General features: G+C 37.0%; 20 protein-coding genes. 5 read left to right on the forward strand and 15 right to left on the reverse strand.

What is annotated here, in order from left to right:
• Window positions 1-11: 11 nt before the first annotated feature.
• Entirely contained in the window at window positions 12-3,614 is a 3,603-nt protein-coding gene (locus tag EG339_RS19770; RefSeq protein WP_123871615.1) for a response regulator, read from the reverse strand.
• A 5-nt stretch (window positions 3,615-3,619) separates the two neighbouring features.
• A complete protein-coding gene (locus tag EG339_RS19775; protein ID WP_123871616.1) occupies window positions 3,620-5,092 on the reverse strand; it encodes a hybrid sensor histidine kinase/response regulator in 1,473 nt (490 codons plus the stop codon).
• A gap of 200 nt (window positions 5,093-5,292) precedes the next feature.
• Here EG339_RS19775 and EG339_RS19780 point away from each other — a divergent pair, with 200 nt between their 5' ends.
• A complete protein-coding gene (locus EG339_RS19780) occupies window positions 5,293-5,910 on the forward strand; it encodes a Crp/Fnr family transcriptional regulator (RefSeq protein WP_225718435.1) in 618 nt (205 codons plus the stop codon).
• Between the two features lie 128 nt (window positions 5,911-6,038).
• On the opposite strand, the gene EG339_RS19785 is transcribed toward EG339_RS19780, so the two are convergent.
• From EG339_RS19785 to EG339_RS19845, 13 genes are all read right to left on the reverse strand, one after another.
• Entirely contained in the window at window positions 6,039-6,338 is a 300-nt protein-coding gene (locus EG339_RS19785) for a DUF883 domain-containing protein (protein ID WP_123871617.1), read from the reverse strand.
• Window positions 6,339-6,513: 175 nt separating this feature from the next.
• Window positions 6,514-7,947, reverse strand: a complete 1,434-nt coding sequence (locus tag EG339_RS19790; protein ID WP_123871618.1) for an SDR family oxidoreductase — start codon at window positions 7,945-7,947, stop codon at window positions 6,514-6,516.
• Window positions 7,948-7,999: 52 nt separating this feature from the next.
• A complete protein-coding gene (ribA, locus tag EG339_RS19795) occupies window positions 8,000-8,590 on the reverse strand; it encodes a GTP cyclohydrolase II (RefSeq protein ID WP_123871619.1) in 591 nt (196 codons plus the stop codon).
• A 27-nt stretch (window positions 8,591-8,617) separates the two neighbouring features.
• Entirely contained in the window at window positions 8,618-9,166 is a 549-nt protein-coding gene (locus tag EG339_RS19800) for a lipocalin family protein (RefSeq protein WP_123871620.1), read from the reverse strand.
• Entirely contained in the window at window positions 9,156-9,845 is a 690-nt protein-coding gene (locus tag EG339_RS19805) for a lycopene cyclase domain-containing protein (RefSeq protein ID WP_123871621.1), read from the reverse strand. Before EG339_RS19805 ends, EG339_RS19800 begins: the two co-directional genes overlap by 11 nt.
• Window positions 9,842-10,294, reverse strand: coding sequence for a sterol desaturase family protein (locus EG339_RS19810; RefSeq protein ID WP_123871622.1), 453 nt, complete (start codon window positions 10,292-10,294; stop codon window positions 9,842-9,844). The genes EG339_RS19805 and EG339_RS19810 overlap by 4 nt, the downstream gene beginning before the upstream one ends.
• A gap of 1 nt (window position 10,295) precedes the next feature.
• The gene (locus EG339_RS19815; protein ID WP_123871623.1) at window positions 10,296-10,763 is read right to left on the reverse strand and encodes an SRPBCC family protein; all 468 of its coding nucleotides are present in this window, start codon (window positions 10,761-10,763) and stop codon (window positions 10,296-10,298) included.
• 57 nt (window positions 10,764-10,820) lie between these two features.
• Complete coding sequence (locus EG339_RS19820; protein WP_123871624.1) at window positions 10,821-11,657, reverse strand: phytoene/squalene synthase family protein; 837 nt, start codon at window positions 11,655-11,657, stop codon at window positions 10,821-10,823.
• Between the two features lies 1 nt (window position 11,658).
• Window positions 11,659-13,149 carry a phytoene desaturase family protein gene (locus EG339_RS19825; RefSeq protein ID WP_123871625.1) on the reverse strand — a complete coding sequence of 497 codons (1,491 nt, stop codon included), beginning with the start codon at window positions 13,147-13,149 and terminating at the stop codon, window positions 11,659-11,661.
• A 42-nt stretch (window positions 13,150-13,191) separates the two neighbouring features.
• Window positions 13,192-13,848: a MarR family winged helix-turn-helix transcriptional regulator gene (locus EG339_RS19830; protein ID WP_123871626.1), complete on the reverse strand. Its 657-nt coding sequence runs from the start codon at window positions 13,846-13,848 to the stop codon at window positions 13,192-13,194.
• A gap of 286 nt (window positions 13,849-14,134) precedes the next feature.
• Window positions 14,135-14,638 (reverse strand): transposase, encoded by a 504-nt coding sequence (locus tag EG339_RS19835; RefSeq protein ID WP_123871627.1) that lies wholly within the window; start codon window positions 14,636-14,638, stop codon window positions 14,135-14,137.
• 11 nt (window positions 14,639-14,649) lie between these two features.
• Window positions 14,650-15,105 carry a MarR family winged helix-turn-helix transcriptional regulator gene (locus EG339_RS19840; RefSeq protein WP_123871628.1) on the reverse strand — a complete coding sequence of 152 codons (456 nt, stop codon included), beginning with the start codon at window positions 15,103-15,105 and terminating at the stop codon, window positions 14,650-14,652.
• A gap of 136 nt (window positions 15,106-15,241) precedes the next feature.
• Window positions 15,242-15,598: a hypothetical protein gene (locus tag EG339_RS19845; protein WP_123871629.1), complete on the reverse strand. Its 357-nt coding sequence runs from the start codon at window positions 15,596-15,598 to the stop codon at window positions 15,242-15,244.
• A 292-nt stretch (window positions 15,599-15,890) separates the two neighbouring features.
• Between EG339_RS19845 and EG339_RS19850 the strand changes: the two genes are divergently transcribed.
• From EG339_RS19850 to EG339_RS19865, 4 genes are read left to right on the forward strand one after another with little or no spacing between them, the layout of a single operon-like run.
• Window positions 15,891-16,898, forward strand: a complete 1,008-nt coding sequence (locus tag EG339_RS19850) for a LacI family DNA-binding transcriptional regulator (protein WP_123871630.1) — start codon at window positions 15,891-15,893, stop codon at window positions 16,896-16,898.
• A gap of 54 nt (window positions 16,899-16,952) precedes the next feature.
• The gene (locus EG339_RS19855; protein ID WP_123871631.1) at window positions 16,953-17,867 is read left to right on the forward strand and encodes a carbohydrate kinase family protein; all 915 of its coding nucleotides are present in this window, start codon (window positions 16,953-16,955) and stop codon (window positions 17,865-17,867) included.
• Window positions 17,868-17,877: 10 nt separating this feature from the next.
• Window positions 17,878-19,122, forward strand: a complete 1,245-nt coding sequence (gene fucP / locus EG339_RS19860; protein ID WP_123871632.1) for an L-fucose:H+ symporter permease — start codon at window positions 17,878-17,880, stop codon at window positions 19,120-19,122.
• A 5-nt stretch (window positions 19,123-19,127) separates the two neighbouring features.
• On the forward strand, window positions 19,128-20,537 hold the full coding sequence (locus EG339_RS19865; RefSeq protein ID WP_123871633.1) for a carbohydrate porin: 1,410 nt from the start codon (window positions 19,128-19,130) through the stop codon (window positions 20,535-20,537).
• The last annotated feature ends 15 nt before the right edge of the window (window positions 20,538-20,552 follow it).

The following is a 20,552-nucleotide window of genomic DNA, read 5'->3' on the forward strand; positions in this document are numbered from 1 at the left end:
ATTTTATCTGTTTAACTTTCATACAACCAAACACGGAGGAGTGATAATAACTGATCGATATCCACCGGTTTTGAGATATAATCCGAAGCTCCTGCCGTAATACATTTTTCGCGTTCTCCAATCATAGATTTGGCAGTAATGGCGATAACAGGCAGTTTTTTGAAAGCCGGCATTTTTCTTATTTCCTTAATGGTCTCATAGCCATCCATTTCCGGCATCATCATATCCATCAGGATAACATCTACATCAGGATTGTGGTGAATTTGTTCAAGGGCGTGCTTCCCATCCATAGCTACAATAACTTCAACTTTATATTTTTCCAGGGCTTTGGTTAAAGAAAAAATATTGCGTACATCATCATCAGTAATCAATATTTTTTTGCCACTCAGAACTTCCGTTAAGGAGCCCAGCATTCTCCCTCTGCTATTTTCAGCAGATCCGTTTTTTTCTTCTACCAGGTGTAAGAATAAACCTACTTCATCCAGCACTCTCTGATAAGAATGAGCTGTTTTTACCACAATAGAATCTGCATATTGTTTTATTTTGAGTTCTTCTTCTTTTGATAAATGGTGCTCGGTAAAAATAATGATCGGAAGATTCTCCAGTCCCTCATAACTTTTAATGGACTCTATGATATGGTAATCATTTCCTTTGGTGCTTCCAACATCCAGAATGACACAGTCAACAAGATCTGAAGTAAGCGCTTTTACACTATCTTCCACATTATGTTCCACTGATAAGGAAATATTAAAATTGCTCAGAAAATAGGACAATGCATTGGCATGTTTGGCATTTTCTTCAACAATCAGAACTTTCTGGGTTCCTTTTTGCAATGCTTCTTCAATCTTTCTGAATACGTCAGTCATTTTATCAAGTGCTACAGGCTTATTGATAAAATCAACCGCACCTTTCATAAGACTTTCTTTTTTCACATGCAGGGCAGACATCATGTGGACAGGAATATGCTTCACATGAGGGTCCGACTTCAGTTCATCCATTACTTCCCAGCCATCTTTTACAGGAAGCTGAACATCCAGTAAAATTGCATGCGGGTGATATTGTCGTGCAGCTGAAAGAGCATAATCACCTCTTACAACCACGATACCTTTATAGTTCTGTAAATGAGCATATTTCAATAATGCTTTTGCAAAATTGGTGTCATCTTCAATAATAAGAATAATCTTATCTCCGTCCTGAATATTCTCTCTATCATCTTCCACATCATCGGGGATTTGTAATGTATTCAACGGAACAACTTCCCCCTCTTCAAGGATATTCTGGATTTCTTCAACGTCTTCACGGATGATTTCTACCAGATCCTGATCGGTTTCGGCATTTGCAATTTCAGTTACCGGATGTACAGGAATAATAAAGCTGAATTCACTGCCTTTATTCACTTCACTTTTCAGTGCCAGTTCTCCTCCTAAAAGCCTTGCAATTTCACGGCTTATTGAAAGTCCGAGACCGGTGCCTCCGAATTTTCTTTTTGTAGATCCATCAGCCTGCTGGAATGCTTCAAAGATAATCTTCTGTTTGTCTTCTGCAATTCCGATCCCGGTATCTTTTACTGAAAATATAATAAAATCAGATTTCTCAGAATGTTTTCTGATATGCAAATCTATGCTTCCTTTTGTGGTAAATTTTAAAGCATTAGAAAGCAGATTCCTTAATACCTGATCAATTCTCAGCCGGTCACTTTCAATAACTTCCTGCACGTCTGTATCAACGTGAACATTGAATGGAAGGGCTTTTTCCTGAAATACAGGGCTGAAAAGGCTTTTCAGATCTTTTATAATGTCTTCAATAATAATCTTCTGGTATTCCAGGGTCATTTTACCGGATTCTATTTTAGCCAGATCAAGAATTTCATCTATTAAAGTCAATAAGCTGCTTCCTGAGCTTTGAATAACCCTGGCAGATTCCACCTGATCTTCGTTGAGGTTTTTATCCGGATTTTCTGCCATTAACCTGGATAACAGCAGAATTGAATTAAGTGGTGTCCTCAATTCATGGGACATATTGGCTAAAAATTCAGACTTATATTTGGTGCTGAGCGCCAGCTCTTCTACTTTTTTCTGAATCTCATTGTTGCGTTCAGCGATCAAATGATTTTTTTCTTCCAGTAGCCTTGAACGTTCTTCCAGTTCTGCATTGGCCTGCATCAGCTCTTCCTGCTGTACTTTCAATTCTTCTTCTGAAGCCTGGAGTTTTTGGGTCTGTGCCTCCAGTTCAGTATTGAGGTTTTCAAGCTCAGAGTGCTGCACCTGTAATTCTTCAGACTGTGCCTGGGTTTCTTCCAGCAGCTGCTGTTCTTTTTCTCTTCCTTTTGCTGCATTCAGTGCTATACCTATATTCACGCTGCATTCCTCGAAATAGCTGATTCTGTCTTCCTCAAAATTGGATGTTGATCCCAATTCAAGGACCCCTATCACATGTCCATCTGCAAAAATTGGTATAAGAATGATACCGTAAATCTTGATGGTGCTGCTGGCAAAGGTGACTACAAAATCATCTTCATGAAGATTATTGTATACCCTTGTTTTAGCATTCAGGAAAGCCTGTCCTACCATTCCTTCACCGGGTTCAAAAGTTTTTTTCATATTGGCTTCCAGGCCGAAAGCTTTATTGAGTTTCAGGATCCCATCGTCAAAAAGATACAATGAACCATTGATGCAGTTTCCATATTCAATCAACTGATGTAAAGCTTTACCGGCAACTTCCTGTACCGATTTGTTTCCTACCAGGGATTCATTCAGCAAAGCAAGCCCTTTCTGGCGCCAGTCGCTTTTATTAATTTTTTCAAAAGATGTTTTTAATGATTCAGTCATATGATTAAGGGACTCTACAAGGTCTCCGAGATCATCCTCTGCATTATCTACTGCTTTCTCACTATAGTCACCATTGGCTACTCTGTTCGCAATTTTCTGAATGGCACTTACCCGGCGTGTCATTTCCTGGTCCTTATCTCTCAGCATTTTCTCCAGCTCTTCCCTTCTGATGAGGTCTGCACGCATTTTAAAATAGAAAAAAGCCGTCACTACTATGGCAGCCAATGCAGAAAAAACAATAAAGATGACCGTTGTTTCTGAAGAACGCTTCAGATCTTTGTTTTTAATTTCAACCTGGCGGTCTTCGTATTGTACAAAATCCCTTACTATTTTACGGCATTCATCCATATAGGCTTTTCCTGTAACAATCTGCTGCTGGGTCATCACAATCCCCCTTCGTCTGTTTTCTACCAGGTTTTTCAGATTATTCATCACCTGATTGACTGCTATTTTTAATACGGCCAGTCTTTCCTGCTGGTTTTTATCCTGCATTCCCAATGATTCTGCCAGCACCAAAGCTTTAGAATATTCTCTAACGCCACGCTTATAAGGCTCCAGGAAATCCTCTCTCCCAGTCAGCTGATAACCTCTGTTTCCTGTCTCCGCATCCAGCAGAGCTACCAGAATATCTTTAACAGCAGTTACAGAACGCCTGCTTTGAGAAAGGCTTTCACGATGATTCATCTGATTCTGAATACTCCAGTATGAAGCCACAGAGCTTGCAATCAAAATCAAAAGCGAAAGGCCTATTCCAATCTGAAGGTTTCGTATAATTTTTTTCGGCATGAAAATTAATTTAAAGGTAGGGTAAAATAAAATGTAGAACCTTCATCTACGATACTGGAAACACCAACGCTTCCATGATGCTGTTTGATGATTTCAGCACATATAAACAGTCCGATTCCCATTCCCTGGAACTGCAATGAAGATTCTTCCACACGATAGAACTTTTTGAATACTGCATCTTGTTTGAAATCAGGTATACCGATTCCAAAATCAGTCACACTTACTCTCACTTCCTGGGCTTCCTTATCCACAAAAGTGGTGACAATTACCTGATTATTATTGGGTGAATATTTGATGGCATTCGTCAGGAAATTAATCAGTACCTGTTCAATACGGATCTCATCCAAAGGAATTAAAATATCAGGTTTTGTTCCGTGGCGCTCAATTTTCACCTGTTGCTCATGGGTCTGCAGTATTGTTTCAATGGCATTACTGATGACACTTTCCAGATTAGCCGGCTTTTTATTGATCTTCAGTTTTCCATTTTCAATTTTCGACACATCAAGAAGGTCTGTGATGAGGGTATTCAGCTTTTCAATCTGCCCCTGAACTTTTGCAACAAATCCTGCTTCGGGGCTGTCTTTATCTAATTTCAGCTTTCTTTCCAATAGCTGCACATAAGCTTTAATGCTGGTAAGAGGAGTTTTTAACTCGTGACTTGCTATGCTTAAAAATTCATCTTTTTCTTTTTCCACTTTTTTCTGATCATCAATATCAGTAAATGTTCCTACCCAGTTTTTAACGCGTTCTTCTTCATATACAGGTGTTATTCTCAGTAAATGATAACGGTAATTGCCTGAAGCGATATTTTTAATCCTGACCTCTAATTCCAGGGCCTTTCCCTTTCTCATACATCTTTCCAGTTCTTCCCTGATGTTATAATCATCAGGATGGGTTTCAGGGAAATTTTGTTCTGCATCAGAATACTGATACCATTTGCCATTAACAAAATCAACGATTCCGTCTTCATTGAGGGTAAATGCAATTTGGGGAAGGGATTCCAGCATGAGATGGAAATGATCAATCTGGGACTTCATTGTTACCTGGGATTCTCTTCTTCCCTTCACTTCCAGCTCCAGATTCTGCTGTGTTTTTTTCATCGCCATATTCTTCTCCTGAAGATTATAGAAGGTTTTCACCTTAAGCAAAAGAATTTCAGGATCTACAGGTTTGGTTACGTAGTCTTTACCACCGGAAGCATATCCCTGGGTAATGAATCTTTTATCTGTATTAACAGCGGATAAAAATATAATAGGTACATCTTTGGTCTTACTGTAATCGGCAAGTGTTTCTGCAACTTCAAAGCCATCCATATCAGGCATCTGAACATCTAAAATAATTAAAGCATAGTCATTTTTCAGTGCTTTCCCCAGGGCCTCTTCACCGGAGCCGGCCGTTTCAACCTGAAAATCTTTAGATTCGAGTAATTTTTGCAGCGAATAAAGATTGCTTTGGTTGTCATCAACAATTAAAATCATAGAAGTTAAAATCAATAATTAGTTACAGATACTTTAACTTCAAAAATACTTACAATATTTGAAAAAACAGTAATTTTTACGTGATTATATCTGAGGATTTAATACCACATTTTACCGCAAAAACATCAATGGCATAAGGATTGAAATTATTTATAATATTTCATAAAAAACACCCTAATTTTCAGTAAAATAAACAAGCTATGAAAAAAACAATAAGCTGTATGAATATTGATACAAAAATTCTTTATTCATTCGGAAGTGAAACGCTGTTGTATAAACCTAAGGAATTCATTTTCAACGAAGGTGAACATTCACAATATTATTACCAGATTATCTCCGGCAAAGTAAAACTGAATACTTTTACTGAAAACGGGAAAGAATTTATTCATAACATCCTTGGCAAAAATCAAAGTTTTGGAGATCCGCTTCTGTTTATTGATAAGCTTTATCCTACCAATGCTGTAAGTTTACAGACTACAGAAGTGGTGAGACTGTCTAAAAACAATTTCATGGAAATGCTTAAAAGCCACCCTGATCTTTCGCTGGAAATGAATATGTGTTTATCGCAAAGATTATATTACAACAGTTTAATGGTCCGGAATATGGCATCGGCAGATCCTGTTCAGCGCCTTAAAGGATTATTGGATTATCTGAAAAGTTATCATGACGGAGACTGCCAGCAGTGTTTTCCTATAGAACTTACCCGTCAGCAAATTGCCGACCTTACCGGATTGAGAGTTGAAACCGTGATCAGAACTGTAAAAAAGATGGTTAGTAATGAAATCATAAAACTGGAGGGACGCAAAATTTTATACTAAAAATTCTAATCCACTTCTGCTATTTTATTGAAAAGTGGGTATACACGCAAAAAAAAGAATACAAATAAACCATTTGAAAACAAAAAAATGACCGGAACTGAAAAGTTCCGGTCAATTATTAAACTAACTTAATTGGTCTTCTTTCTCCATTCTGCCTTCACGTCTTCAGCGGCATCTTTGGTCTTTTCCCATGCTTCATCCGCTTTATCCTTAATATCTTCCCATGCATCAGAAACATTTGACTTTACTCTTTCCAACCAGTCTTCCTGGGTAGCTTCCTGATCATTATCTCTTTTTTCATTGATGTAATCTTTCGCTTTATCTGCTAATTCACTGATCTTCCACTTTGCATTATCAGCTGCATTTTTTAAAGAGTTTTCTGTTTCGTTAACTGCATTTTCCGCTTTGTTGTAATCTGAATTATTCATAATATAATATTTTAGTAATTGGTATATAAATAAACAATGTTTATGCCTAAAAACTGATTTAGGATGTTAAAATTTCTTAAAATCTCAAATTACCCTTGAAAGCTTTATCTTATTTTCTTCTACCCTACTCATATTCAAACAAATAGATATTTTACATCTTAATAGGAAAAATAGATTATTTACTTCCGCAAAGCTTTTTAATCATTCCTTTAAAAATAAACCCATGAAACGGAAGCACCATAAACCAGTACATTCTCCCCCACAGACCTTTTGGACGAAATACAGCTTTCTGCCATAGTTTATTCTTATGAACCTTGAACATCAGCCATGCTTCACCAGGAAGTTTCATTTCAGCCAGCAGGATAAGCCTGCCTTCTCTACGGTCAGCATACAATACTCTCCAGAAATCCAATGCGTCTCCTTCTTTAAGATCCGAAGGATGCCTTCTTCCCCGTCTGAGGCCCGGCCCGCTAAAAAGTTTATCAATAAAGCCTCTTATTTTCCAGAGCCCCTGTCCGTACCACCCATTCTTACCTCCCAACTCAAAGATCCTGTTCACACAAGCTTCCCTGTTGTCATACTCCTCGCTCCTGAGATCTGTAAAACAGCCAAATTTCGGTACATCCTGATATTGTTTTAAGGTTGAATCATTCCGGCTGCTGATGAAACTGTCTTTCCAGCTTGAGATTATTTCATTAGACTGAATTTTTGCCAACGTCCTTTTGAGTGCGGTTTCATAAGAAAACGGCTGTATCTGTGTAATGGATTTAATCCGGGCCAGACTTTCCGGCCTGCAGACAACCTCCACTTTCATACTTCCCACAAGCGCCTTTGCCAGATTATAAGAGGTTGAAGTAATAAAATACAGCCAATAGGAAGAAAGTTTTGGAGTCATCACCGGAAGTGTGAAAATAGTTCTTTTTAATCCTCTTACTTCAGCAAACTTCAGCAACATATCCTTATAGGTAAGAACATCATCACAACCTATATCAAAATCTTTCCGGTAAGCCTGCTCTTTAAATAAAACAAAAATGAGAAAATCCAGAACATTCGCAATTCCTATCGGCTGGCATTTCGTATAAAGCCATTTGGGAGCGATCATCACAGGTAATTTTTCAACAAGATCTCTTATAATTTCAAAAGAAGCACTTCCGGAACCAATAATAATACCTGCTCGAAGAACAGTAACAGGAACTTTACCCTCCATCAGAATTTTTTCAACCTGATACCTTGAGCTTAAATGTTTTGACAGTTGTTTTTCATTAACAAGGCCGGAAAGATAGACGATATGTTTACATTGTGTTCTTTCTATGTATTCAGAAAAATTAGAGGCACATTTCTTTTCGGAATCCTCGTAATCTTCAGCAGTACTCATGGAATGCATGAGGTAATATGCTCCTGAAATATCTTCAGGAATATTCTTTAATGTTTCAGGTTTCAGAAAGTCAACTTCAATAACTTCAATACGCTTATCATCAATATCCATACCGGTTTCAAACCGATTAACATCCCTGCAGCAGCATATCACTTTATATCCCTGTGCGGCAATGACACTGATCATTCTTTTACCAATATATCCGGTAGCACCGGTAAGCAGAATTTTTTCCATGACGACCGAATTTAAATGTAAAGTAAAAAAACTTTATACGCCAGATAAGGCATTATATCTTCTCCAAAAGATGGCCAAAGTATATTTTCTTCTTGGCAAGATAGCTTTCATTCACTTCATTGGAATCAATTTCCAGGGGAATCCGGCTATTGAGAACGATTCCGCTATTCTCTATGGATCTGATCTTATCCGGATTATTGGTCAGCAGATTAATCTCACTGATCTCCAGAATATTGAGCATTTCAACGGCTATATCAAAGTTTCTTCCATCTGCCGGAAGCCCCAGTTTAAGATTGGCTTCAACAGTATCAAATCCTTCTTCCTGAAGTGCATAGGCTCTAAGTTTATTGATAATTCCTATATTTCTTCCTTCCTGTCGGAGATAGATGATGACCCCGCCATTTTCAGACATATATTTCATGGCAGCATCCAACTGTTGTCCACATTCACATTTTTTGGAATGAAAAACTTCTCCTGTTATGCATTCCGAATGAAAACGTACATTTACCGTTCCTGTAAAATCTGTATTTTCTGCCACCCAAACCAAATGTGGACTCCAGTCTTTTTCATTTTCTGAAAATGCATATACAGTAAATATTCCAAAATCTGTAGGTATTTTTGATTGTGCTTGTATTTTGAGCATTTTTTCTGATTTTAAATTACTATAAATCTATTTGTCGAACGGGCTTTTTTTATCCTGCTTCACCCAAATGAGTCTGGAGGTATCATAACCGATCTCCTGAGCTTTGGAGATAAAATTCTGCTTTATATGTTCCGGAATGACTTTCTCACGGGAAAGAATCCACAGATAATCTAAATTTTTGCCAGCAACCAATGCATATTTGTAATCTTCCAGTGCAATTACATTATATCCGGCATAAAAAGGGCCGAAAAAGCTTACTTTCAGTGCAGCCGTATTCCTGTCTCCTCTAAATTTGGCTGTACCATCGGCTGATACCCACTTGTTCTTTTTAAAATTATATCCACTATTGACTACTTTTACACTTCCGTCTTTATTAAGACTATACTGCGCCATTGCGTTATCAAGATCTTTTTCAAACCGATAATCGAATCTGGCTATTTCATACCATGTGCCCAAATAACGGTTGACATCAAAATGGCTGACAGGCTTTGCTTTTTCAGGCATAGAAGAACAGGAGATCACTCCATGTAAAAGTCCGAAGCTTATTAACAGCGTAAATATGATTCTATTTTTCATTTTTAGTTATTTTTTTAAAGAAGTATATATTGAGTAAAAACTGGCTGTAACCATAAACAGCATCTTCCACAGGAATAGTTCCCATTCTGATCCCTATAAAGTCATCAGGATTATAATTAACAACCGGCGAAGGAATTAAAGATCCTGTCAGGATTCCATTAACTGCAAAAAAGCCGGGCATTAAAACCAGATATACAAAGCTGGCCTTTCCAATCCATTCTTTTTGGGCTATAAAATGCAGATAGCAAAGTGTAAGTATCGTTACAATTACCGTCAGCAAAGTATATATTCTTTCATAATAAAGAAGTCCTACGACACCGAGAACAATAACAGATGTAAATACTATGACATTATTAAAAGCATTAGCCAAAGCCAGCGTATAAAATTTTTCAAAGCAATAGTAAGTAAAAACACAGGAGAAAGGAATGCAGTAAAAAAACAGCCATTCTTCAATGGGAAGCCCTGCTATTTTAAACCCCAGGGTATAATTGAGATCAAACCACCATACTCCTTTTGCAGTAAACACAATATCCCAGATAATAAAAGGAATGGCCACGATGGTTGAAGAAACCAGAAACTTTCCGAAAAGCTTATTAAACTGTATCCTTCCGTCAAAAGAGGCCAAAAAGCAAATAATGACGGTGAAAAAATTAATCAGTATGTAAGTATAAGACATCATTTTTTATTGAAATACATTTTAAAATATTTAACAGGAACCCACAGAAAACCGAAACATTCTCCATCTTCTTTTCCCAAATGTTTGTGATGCTGCTTATGGGCTCGCCTGATGGCAAGGAAATACGGGTTCTTTGTTTGGGTAAAAACCTTTGCTCTCTGATGGATAAAAATATCATGTACAAAGAAATAGGCCATCCCGTAAAGGCTTATTCCGAGACCGATAAAAAACCAATAACTGAAATTCTGCTTTACTCCCATGTATAATAAAGCAATAGCCGGACTTGCAAAAATGAAAAAGAACAGATCATTTCTTTCAAGTTTCCCATTATGACTATGATCATGATGATCTCTGTGCAGACTCCACAGAAAACCATGCATAATATACCGGTGGATAAGCCATGTAGCCCCTTCCATGGAAATAAATACCCCTATAACGATCAGAAAATTCATTTTAATTATGCTTATTGTTAAAAAGGTCACTCAAAACCCTGTATCTGAAATCGAAAATACTTTTGAGTTTTTCTTTTACAAATAGCTGATGAGCTATTTTACCTAAAACCCCCAGCGGGAGTTCATAATCTACAGTATCTTTCATAAGTACCCCGTTGTCATTAGGAATAAATTCATGAAAATGATTCCAGTGTTTATACGGACCTTCTTTCTGAAAGTCTGTAAAGCTCTTACCGTCTTCTACCTGGCTGATAATGGTCTTCCACCTCATGGGAATTCCTAACAAGGGAGAGACCGTGTAATCTATTTCCATTCCTTTAAAAATAGGCTTATCCTTTACATCTGAAAGAACCACAAAATTCATGCTCTCAGGGGTTATCTCTGATAAATTATGAGGAGATGAGAAAAACTTCCATGCTGTTTCAATAGTGCAATTCAGCTGCTGCTCTCTATATAACCTGTACATCATTATTTTTTATTGATTTATTATACTTTCCAAAGAATTAATTTTTCATCAATTCAACTGTCAGAAATAAGCAGATTTGTAACGTATATAGCTTTTAAACGCCACCAGCAGCTTTTGTGAATTAGCAATTCTTATTCTTTGCTGCAACATATTCTGAGAACTTGTTTTCTTTATTTTTTCAAACAAAGACATGTAGTATCTGTATGCCAGGTAAACTCCAAATATGGAAGATCCCGGCAGCTTTTTAATACCCTGCAATGCTTCTTTGAATTCTTCTTCAATTTCTTTTTCAATACTGGCTTTTATTGTATTATCAAAGACAGACATATTCAAAGATGGAAAATAGGTTCGTCCTAAAATCTGATAATCATCTTTCAGATCCCGTAAAAAATTAACTTTCTGAAAAGCAGATCCAAGCTTCATCGCAAACGGTTTAAGTGCTTCATATTGCTGTTTATTACCTTCTGTAAATATCTGCAGGCACATCAGACCAACCACTTCCGCAGATCCGTAGATATACTCTTTATACAACTCTGAGTTATAATCAATTGAATGGAGATCCATCTCCATGCTGTGTAAAAACTGATCTATCAATTGCAGATCAATATCATACTGGCGAACGGTTTCCTGAAATGAATGCAGAATAGGATTGAGGGAAATCCTATCTTCCAGTGCATCATAGGTTTCTGCCTTTAACCTTTTCAGAAGCTTTTCTTTATCATAGCCATGAAAACTGTCTACAATTTCATCCGCAAGGCGCACGTACCCATAAACAGCATAAACAGCCGGTCTGATGGATGGCTTCAATGCAAGTATTCCCAATGAAAAGCTGGTACTGTATTTTTGAGTAGTGTACTTACTGACTTCGTAAGACAATTCATCAAACAATTTTTTCATATTATTTCATTTTTAGTTTACTAACTTCAGCTGCTACAATTTTCCCGGAGATTATTGATGGAGGAACTCCTGGCCCCGGAACAGTTAACTGCCCTGTATAGAAAAGATTACTGATCTTTCTGTTTCTTATTTTAGGTTTCAGGACCGCCGTCTGCGATAATGTATTGGATAATCCATAGGCATTCCCCTGATAAGCATTATAATCTGAAATAAAATCACTTACACAATAACTTCTTTTATATTCGATCCTGGAAACAAGATCTGTTTCACCGGTATGTTTCTCAATTCTTTCAAGCATTTCTACAAGATATTTTTCTCTTACAGACTCTTCATCATGTATTCCCGGTGCAAGAGGTAACAGTAAAAAAAGATTTTCACAGTTTTCAGGAGCTACATCAGGATCTGTTCTGGATGGACAACATGAATAAAAAAGAGGTTCAGACGGCCATTTCTTATTTTTATAAATACAGTCTATATGATTGTCAAGCTCATTTTCGAAAAATAAAGTATGATGTTTTAAATGAGGAATTCTCCCTTTGATCCCGAGATAATAAATAAGACAGGAAGGGGCAAAAGTTCTCGTTTCCCAATACGCATCATTATAGTTCCTTAGAGATTGCGGTATTAATGTTTCTGTGTGATGATAATCAGATGACGCTATTACTGCATCAAATTCATAATCCTTACCTTCTATTGTTATTGAAACAGCCTTTCCGTTCTCCGTATTTATTTTCTGTACATTATGATTAAAATGAAAAGCTACCCCCTCTTTTTCTGCTACTTCTTTCATAGCAAGAACAAGCTGATAAAATCCTCCCATCGGATATTTTGTTCCCAAAACATACCCTCCGTAGTTCATAAGACTGTAAAGGGCAGGAATATGCTTCGGAGAAGCTCCAAGAAATATAACAGGAAATTCCATCAGTGACCTGAGCTTCGGATCATCAAAATAGCCTGAAACATACTTCCTGAAATCACTTAAAAGATCTAGCTTCAGTGCACTTCCTGCTATTTTCAAAGAAGCGAATTCAAGCCAGTTATAACAGGGTTTTGTTACAAAATCTTTCATTCCCACTTCATATTTATATTGAGCAGACTGCATAAATTTATCATATTGCCCGGCTGCTCCGTGTTCTATACTTTCAAACAGATCGCGGATATCTTCATTTTTCTCAGGAACAGAAACCTTGTCTTTTGCAAAGACCATCTCAAACTGAGGATTCAAAGAAAGCAGTTCAAAAAAATCGGATGCTTTACAATTAAAATCAGCGAAAAAACTTTCAATAATGTCCGGCATCCAATACCAGCTGGGTCCCATATCAAAAACATATCCCTCATCTGTCTTAAACTGTCTTGCTCGGCCGCCAGGCTGGTTATGCTTCTCAAATACATGCACTTCATTTCCTGATTTTGCAGCATAGGCCGCAGCAGACAGCCCGGAAAATCCAGAACCTATTACCGCAATTCTCTTTCTTAAGTTTCCAGTATTCATTGTTATTTATTTAATAGTTTTAACAGGAGCTTTAACCCTGAATCAGTTAAGTCTTTTATACGCAGCATCCAGCAAATCTCTATATTCCAGTTTCTTACGATAAAGAGAATCGTGAAATTCATCCAGTTTAGAGAGTATGGCTATGAGCAGCATTTGTTCAGAGTAGTTCAGATTGCCTACTACCACCCTTGAAGCTTTACGGATTTCATCCATATGCTCTTCCAATACAGCAAGCCCTTTTTCTGTTATCTGGATATGTTTTGTTCTTTTATCCTGTGGGGACACTGTCTGCACTGCCCAACCATTACGGATTAAACGGTTAATGATAAGTATACCTGGAGATTTCTCATGCACATTATGTCTAATTAAATCCATTTTGGTCATGGCTCCCATAGTTTTGAGGCTTATCAGATAAATAAAATCATCCTGACTTGAAAAAACTGAACTGCCGATTGAGCGGGAGTAAGATTTTGCATACTTCCCCATTCTTATCAATAAGGTATTGATGATGCTATCAGAACTTCTTCCGGACTCCTTCCCTATCCAATCCGGATCTTCTGACCCGGAACCAGCTTTATGGGAAGCGTTGATCCATTCTGTAAACCCCTGAAGATCGTTGCTGTATATCGTTTTACCCTCATTTTGTTCTACAAATTGCTGAACAAGTTCTACAACTGCTTTTATAAGATCAAAATTCATATCAAACAAATTAGTATACAAATATACTTATTAAAGTGTATAAATACACTTTAATTTTAATTTTATTTTTAAAATCTTAGAATCACCAATTGCTTATTTTAAATAATTTAATAAAAAACAAAACATAAATATATGATTTACAGTAAATTAAATATAAAACATAAAAAAACCTGCCCCTAAAAGACAGGTTGAAATAAATATACTTTTATATTGTTATTAATTAAAATAGTATATAAATAAACAAAAGAACATTGGAACACAATTATCCGATACCAATAAGCATTATTTAAATACGCATTGAAAACAGCTTAACACATACAGGAATAAATCCTATTGACACCGCTATAAAAACAGCAACTCTAATATAGTTCAGTAATTGCCACCTTGAAATCCTGGCAGTAATAGTATCTGTGAGAGACGGCTGATCTGACATTCCCTGGAAATCTATAATATTGGGTGCAAAATAGGATAAAGTCCAGATCCGTACTAATAAATGGACAGCAAACAATACGATAAGCCAATTTCTTACAGGGTCTATTTTCCAGCAGAAAATAACAGCCATAATAAAAACAACTTCATGAATTGAATGAAATACAATCCAAAAGGTTTTTAAACTCATTCCGTTATCGTCAGATAAAATTTTCAAACTCTGAGGCGGCGAAGCAGTCCATTTGGGAACCAAAACCAGCGTTTCAAAAACCTGAGCTCCATTAATAAAAAAATAAATGACAGTGGCCAGGCACAACCATATTTCAGCTCTATGCAAATAATTTACAGTTATATTTTCCATTATTATTGTTTTTAAGTTTTATTCAGATTATCTGTAAAATCCTTCATAACATTAACCGCCATTTGGAAATAACGCTCAATAATTTTTATCTCATCTTCAGAAAAGCTATTGATAACAGGAGCTGTTTTTTCCTGTAAATCATTAAATAACGGCTGCAAAAGTTTCATACTATTCTGAAGATCAGGGATAATAATAACTTTTCTTCTATCATCGCGGGTGAACTTTCTATGGATGAGCCCTTTAGATTCAAGGCGGTCCAAAAGACCTGTTACGGCCCCTTTTGTTAATCCGGTAAGCTTTGAAACTTCACCCGCAGTCAATTTCTCATGTTGCAGAATAAGCCCCAGGTATTTATGGTCAGAACCTGTTAAACCTGCTTTCCTGGCGATTGCTTCATGCATCAGTAAGGAGGCATCAGAATACTGTCTACTGACTGCCCTAAAACGAAGAATTAATTCATCAGACATATTGTTTATTAAATAAATAGTTTAGAAACAAAACTAAATATATTTAATGACATTAAAAAATATTTTGGGAGCAACTTTTCAAAATAAAAAAAAGCGGACTAAAGCCGCTTGATAGTGATTAAAATTTAATCTTTTATCAGATAGGAGCAAAACAATATAAACACATCCAGCGTCCCTCATTATTTGCCGCTTCAGCATCAAATAGATAAAGCCCCTTACTCACAATATATTCTCTCTGACCTTGAGTATCACCCCCTCCGGATATAGTGGTTATATAAATAATGGCACCATCCTGCGCCGCACCATATAAAGTATTGCCTTTTGCTGTAAGCTCTGCTAATGTTAATCTTGGAGGCAATAATCCGTCAATTTTCAGAGCTTCCTTTTTTGCAGTTATATCTAAGGTAGCTTTTGGATCATCTGTGTTAATTCCTGTTTGAGCAGACAGGTAAGATGCTGCAGTAATAAAAATAATGCTTAAAAACCTTTTCATATTGATTATAAATTTAACTGTGAATAATTTTTTAATAATAAGAAAATCCTGTAAATATATAATATTTAATTTTTTTCTGGATAAACGTTTAACCAAATTTAATAACCTTGATAAAATAATGTAACAATTTGTTAATACTAAAATAATCATAAAAATGCAACTAATTGAAATACAGATAATTAAAGTTAAATTAAAAAATCCGCGAAATTACATTATTTTCTTAAACCACCAAAAAAATCCGCTATTGTTTTTTTACTATTTTATGAAATACTTTTGCGTTCTAAATAATCAAATGAAAAGACCTTCTATAAAAGATATAGCTACACTGGCAGGAGTTTCCGTTGCCACAGTATCGTATGTTCTTAACAAAAAGGAGGGCCAGCGCATCAGTGAAGAAACAAGAAAAAAAATTTTTAACATTGCTGAAACGATTAACTACACTCCCAATAAAATAGCAAAAAGCCTTAAAACCAATACGACAAAGCTTCTTGGGCTTATTGTTGCAGATATATCAAATGAGTTTTACTCGCATATGGCAAGGAACCTGGAAGACAAGGCTCTAAAATTAGGCTATACACTGATTATCGGCAGTTCTGATGAAAATGCAGAAAAATTTAAAAAGCTTACAGAGCTCTTTTCACAGCAACAGGTAGACGGAATGATTGTTGCCCCGGTAGCAGGATCAGAAAAAACACTTGAAAACCTCATCAATAATAAGTACCCTATTGTTACCATCGACAGATATCTTAAAGAAGTTGAAATTGCAGGCATAACAATCAATAATCAAGAAATTGCAGAAACCACAACTCATTTACTGCTTAAAAAAGATTTTAGTACAATAATATACATCGGATATAAAACTGAACTTCCTCACCTGCTAGACCGCCAGTATGGTTTTGAAAAGGCAGTAAGATCTTCAGAAAAGCCAGTGGAAGTACAATATATTCTGGTAGGATTAGATAATATAGCAAAGGAAGTACATTTGCAGCTTGAAATGATGCTTGGAAAAACACCGGCGAATGCAGCACTCTATTTTTCCAGTAATAAACTTGCAGTAGCCGGATTATCCTATATTGTCAAAAATAATATAAAAGTTCCGGAGCAGGTATCAGTTGTAGCATTTGATGAAACGGATGCATATGACCTTTTCCCAACAGAGATCACTTACATCCAACAGCCTATTGAGGAAATGGCTGAAGAAGCTATTAAGCTGCTGGATGAACAGATCAGTAATTATACAGCAACAGGAAAACGGGTAACATTATCCGCAAAACTGGTTCCTAAAGCATCTTTAAAATAACCAATTTTTATATAAAATATTTTTTTTAAATACTAACTTAAACGTTTAACCTTTATGATAACAAATCAATCCAACTATGCCGTATGCTTCGGAGAAGTCCTTTGGGACATCTTCCCTTCCGGTTCCAGAGCTGGTGGTGCCCCTTTTAATGTAGCCTACAATCTTTTTAAAATGGGAATTGATACCAAAATGCTCAGCAGGATAGGAAACGATCAATTAGGACACCAGCTTCTTAACCAAATTGAGGATTGGGGAATAACAACAGATTTTATTCAGATAGACCAGGAAAAGGCTACAGGAACAGTACTTGCTGATTTTGATGAGCATGGAGAAGCTAAATATGATATTGTACAGGAAGTTGCCTGGGACTATATCCGGACTCTTCCGGAACATAAGGAACTTATTCAGCATTCAGAGGCATTTGTTTTTGGGAGTCTGGTTACAAGGAGTGAAACTTCCCAAAATACGCTGCTGGAACTTTTGGAGTATTCAAAATTTAGGGTTTTTGATGTCAATTTCCGTCCTCCTTTTATCAATTTTGAATTCATCAAAAAATTATTGCATAAAGCTGACCTTGTTAAAATGAATAAGGCAGAGCTTAGAACAATTCTTGAATATCTGGGTGAAGATTATATTGATGAAGATACCAGCATCAGACATATTCAAACTTATTTTAATCTGAATGAAATTGTTCTTACCAAAGGAAGCAAAGGTGCAAGATATTTTGTAGGTGATACTGCTTATAATTTCCCGGCTGTTCATATTGAGATTGCAGACACTGTGGGCAGTGGAGATTCATTTCTGGCCGGCTTCCTGTCTAAAAGAATTCTGGGAAAATCCCCGGAAGAGATTATGAAACAGGCAACGGCACTGGGAGCTTTTATCACTTCGAAATCCGGAGCATGCCCGGATTATACTTATGAAGATTTCAAGGCATTCAGTGAAGAAAACAGCTGTAAAACCTCTTAAAACACACTATATGAATACTCCAAAATTTACAGATAAAAAATACTATATCATCCTGTCCTTCGTTACTTCCCTATTCTTTTTCTGGGCCATTGCGCTTACCATGGGTGATGTACTGAATAAACATTTTCAGAATGTTCTTCACATTTCAAAATCCAAATCAGGGCTGGTACAGCTTTCCATTTTTGGGGCTTATGCACTTATGGGCATTCCGGCAGGCCTGTTTATGAAAAAATTGGGCTATAAATTGGGCGTAATTTTAGGTCTGTCATTGTTTGCATTGGGATCTTTCTTGTTTATTCCGGCAGCTAATACTTCTTCATTTGACTTTTTCAGATTAGCCCTTTTTGTACTGGCAATGGGAATGGCAACCCTTGAAACTGTAGCTCATCCTTTTGTAGCTGCTTTGGGTGACGAAAGAACAAGTGATCAAAGAGTAAACTTCGCCCAGTCCTTTAATGGTTTGGGGGCTATCATTGGCCCCCTGCTGGGCGGCTATTTCATTTTCGGAACTCCTGATTCGGGAACCGGTTCTCTGGATTCTGTAAAAAATCTTTATACATGGATTGGTATTGTAATTCTGGCAATCACTATTATTTTCAGCTTTATCAGAGTTCCTGATCTCAAAGATCCTCATGCGGAAGATATTATTATTTCAGAAAATGAGAATGGAGAAGACCTTACTGTATCGGATCCTCATGCACCGCTCTATAAGCAAAGGCATTTTATATTTGCAGTCATTGCCCAGTTTTTTAATATTGCCGCACAGGGCGGAACATGGGCTTATTTTATCAATTACGGGGTTGAGAAAATGCACCTGCCCGAGATACAGGCATCTTATTATTTTTCCTTAAGTATGGCCATGATGATGATCGGCAGATTTATCGGAACCTTCCTGATGAGGTTCATTGCTCCCAATAAGTTGCTGGCAATCTTTACTGCATGCAATATTGTTCTTTGTCTGATTATTTCTCAGAGTTTCGGATGGGTCTCATTCATAAGTCTTATTTTACTCAATTTGTTCCTGAGTGTAATGTATCCTACAATCTTCAGCCTTGGACTTAAAAGATTAGGGTCAAAAGTTCAGCAGGCTTCATCATTCCTGGTTATGGCTATGTTTGGAGGAGCTGTTTTTCCCCCGATAATGGGTAGAATTGCAGAAAAAGATATTGCTCATGCTTATCTCCTTCCCATTCTCTGCTACGTGGTTATTTTACTATTTGCATTAAAGTTCTACAAGCCTAAAACACTTAAATAATCCCTATGAAAACAAAGCTTTTATTAGCCTGGTGCATTTTACTTGTATGTGCCGGCGGGGGAACTAATGCCCAGATCACAATAAGCAACAAAAAATTTTCCTTTGGGACAACCGGCAGAATTGGAGCGGGTTATTCCCCGAATGCCGATGGAAAAACAGGAAGACAGCTGAATCTGAACAATCAGGGATCTTTAGGAGGCAGAATGGATCAGGGAGATTATGTAGACTTTTTACCCGCTTTCCACTTTAGCCCGGTGGTAAATGGTGACAGTACAAAAAGTACAAAAATCGATATGCAGGCAAGACTGAGCTTTTACTCTGGCGGTACTTTCCTGGGAAATGTAGATTCAAAATCCAATCAGGGAATGATTATTGCCCTTCCGGAAGCATTTGTTGAGGCCAGAAATATTATGGGAAGTGACTGGGATGTATGGGCAGGATCAAGATGGCTGAGGTATGATGACATTCATATTGCAGATTATTTCTATTTTGATGACCATTCGGCAACCGGTTGGGGAGTAAGACATAAAAATACAAGGTTTTCAATGTTTTTCCCGGCAGCTATTGATACCGCAGCCAGCAATTCAACTCCATATTCTTATACGAATGTGATTAGCGGATCAAAAAACCTTATCTACAGGCAGAGAGAAGTTTTTGTCCTGGAGCATACACTGCCATTTAAAAATGCAAAGCATAAGCTGAAATTGCTGGCAGAATTTCATCATGTAGAAAAGTCAGGCGAAAATTCCGTTGAGCAATATCCATCAGACCGGGGCTGGGTTTTTGGAGCTAAATTAAATACAGACATCCCAACAAAAATCCCCGGTTCATTCAATCAGATTTCTGTGAGATATGGAACCGGAATTGCCAATGGGGGCGATAATGGAAATACACAGACCTGGCGTACCTACGGAGCCCCGGATGAGATCACGAAAACATACAAAGGAGCCTACTCTTTTACTGTTGTTGAACATTTTCTCTGGAATATCTCAAACCGTTGGTCACTTAATCCCTATGCCGTTTTCACCAAAAGTAAAGGAGGTTCAGCCAGCAATGATAAAGCTGCAGACTATTATAACCGTGAAATTTTCAACAGGAAAACAGAATTTAATACGGGAATCAGAGCCACTTATTATTTTAACAACTGGTTTCATATTCTTTCTGAGTTTCATTATGCAACACGGAAAAACGGAACCCAGAATGCAGCATCAATGATGAAACTGGTCCTGGCTCCCACCATTGTTCCCACTGCGGAACGAAGTGTCTGGGCAAGGCCCCACATCCGTTTTATTGCAGAAGTATCAAGATATAATGATCAGGCTATGAACAGCCTTTATTCACCGTTTTTACAACAGTCAGGTGCAAAAAGATTCGGAACTTATTTCGGAATACGGACAGAATGGTGGATCTTTTAATATAAAATAAAGAAA

It is taken from the genome of Chryseobacterium bernardetii (assembly GCF_003815975.1).
Taxonomy (GTDB): Bacteria; Bacteroidota; Bacteroidia; order Flavobacteriales; family Weeksellaceae; genus Chryseobacterium; species Chryseobacterium bernardetii.

What these genes read in the sequence shown, in the direction of transcription:
- EG339_RS19845 (WP_123871629.1), bottom strand. Translation starts at nt 15,598, where the DNA reads ATGAAAAGGTTTTTAAGCATTATTTTTATTACTGCAGCATCTTACCTG.
- EG339_RS19835 (WP_123871627.1), bottom strand. Translation starts at nt 14,638, where the DNA reads ATGGAAAATATAACTGTAAATTATTTGCATAGAGCTGAAATATGGTTG.
- EG339_RS19785 (WP_123871617.1), bottom strand. Translation starts at nt 6,338, where the DNA reads ATGAATAATTCAGATTACAACAAAGCGGAAAATGCAGTTAACGAAACA.
- fucP (WP_123871632.1), top strand. Translation starts at nt 17,878, where the DNA reads ATGAATACTCCAAAATTTACAGATAAAAAATACTATATCATCCTGTCC.
- EG339_RS19780 (WP_225718435.1), top strand. Translation starts at nt 5,293, where the DNA reads ATGAAAAAAACAATAAGCTGTATGAATATTGATACAAAAATTCTTTAT.
- EG339_RS19770 (WP_123871615.1), bottom strand. Translation starts at nt 3,614, where the DNA reads ATGCCGAAAAAAATTATACGAAACCTTCAGATTGGAATAGGCCTTTCG.
- EG339_RS19855 (WP_123871631.1), top strand. Translation starts at nt 16,953, where the DNA reads ATGATAACAAATCAATCCAACTATGCCGTATGCTTCGGAGAAGTCCTT.
- EG339_RS19800 (WP_123871620.1), bottom strand. Translation starts at nt 9,166, where the DNA reads ATGAAAAATAGAATCATATTTACGCTGTTAATAAGCTTCGGACTTTTA.
- EG339_RS19865 (WP_123871633.1), top strand. Translation starts at nt 19,128, where the DNA reads ATGAAAACAAAGCTTTTATTAGCCTGGTGCATTTTACTTGTATGTGCC.
- EG339_RS19775 (WP_123871616.1), bottom strand. Translation starts at nt 5,092, where the DNA reads ATGATTTTAATTGTTGATGACAACCAAAGCAATCTTTATTCGCTGCAA.
- EG339_RS19825 (WP_123871625.1), bottom strand. Translation starts at nt 13,149, where the DNA reads ATGAATACTGGAAACTTAAGAAAGAGAATTGCGGTAATAGGTTCTGGA.
- ribA (WP_123871619.1), bottom strand. Translation starts at nt 8,590, where the DNA reads ATGCTCAAAATACAAGCACAATCAAAAATACCTACAGATTTTGGAATA.
- EG339_RS19850 (WP_123871630.1), top strand. Translation starts at nt 15,891, where the DNA reads ATGAAAAGACCTTCTATAAAAGATATAGCTACACTGGCAGGAGTTTCC.
- EG339_RS19830 (WP_123871626.1), bottom strand. Translation starts at nt 13,848, where the DNA reads ATGAATTTTGATCTTATAAAAGCAGTTGTAGAACTTGTTCAGCAATTT.
- EG339_RS19820 (WP_123871624.1), bottom strand. Translation starts at nt 11,657, where the DNA reads ATGAAAAAATTGTTTGATGAATTGTCTTACGAAGTCAGTAAGTACACT.
- EG339_RS19805 (WP_123871621.1), bottom strand. Translation starts at nt 9,845, where the DNA reads ATGATGTCTTATACTTACATACTGATTAATTTTTTCACCGTCATTATT.
- EG339_RS19840 (WP_123871628.1), bottom strand. Translation starts at nt 15,105, where the DNA reads ATGTCTGATGAATTAATTCTTCGTTTTAGGGCAGTCAGTAGACAGTAT.
- EG339_RS19790 (WP_123871618.1), bottom strand. Translation starts at nt 7,947, where the DNA reads ATGGAAAAAATTCTGCTTACCGGTGCTACCGGATATATTGGTAAAAGA.
- EG339_RS19815 (WP_123871623.1), bottom strand. Translation starts at nt 10,763, where the DNA reads ATGATGTACAGGTTATATAGAGAGCAGCAGCTGAATTGCACTATTGAA.
- EG339_RS19810 (WP_123871622.1), bottom strand. Translation starts at nt 10,294, where the DNA reads ATGAATTTTCTGATCGTTATAGGGGTATTTATTTCCATGGAAGGGGCT.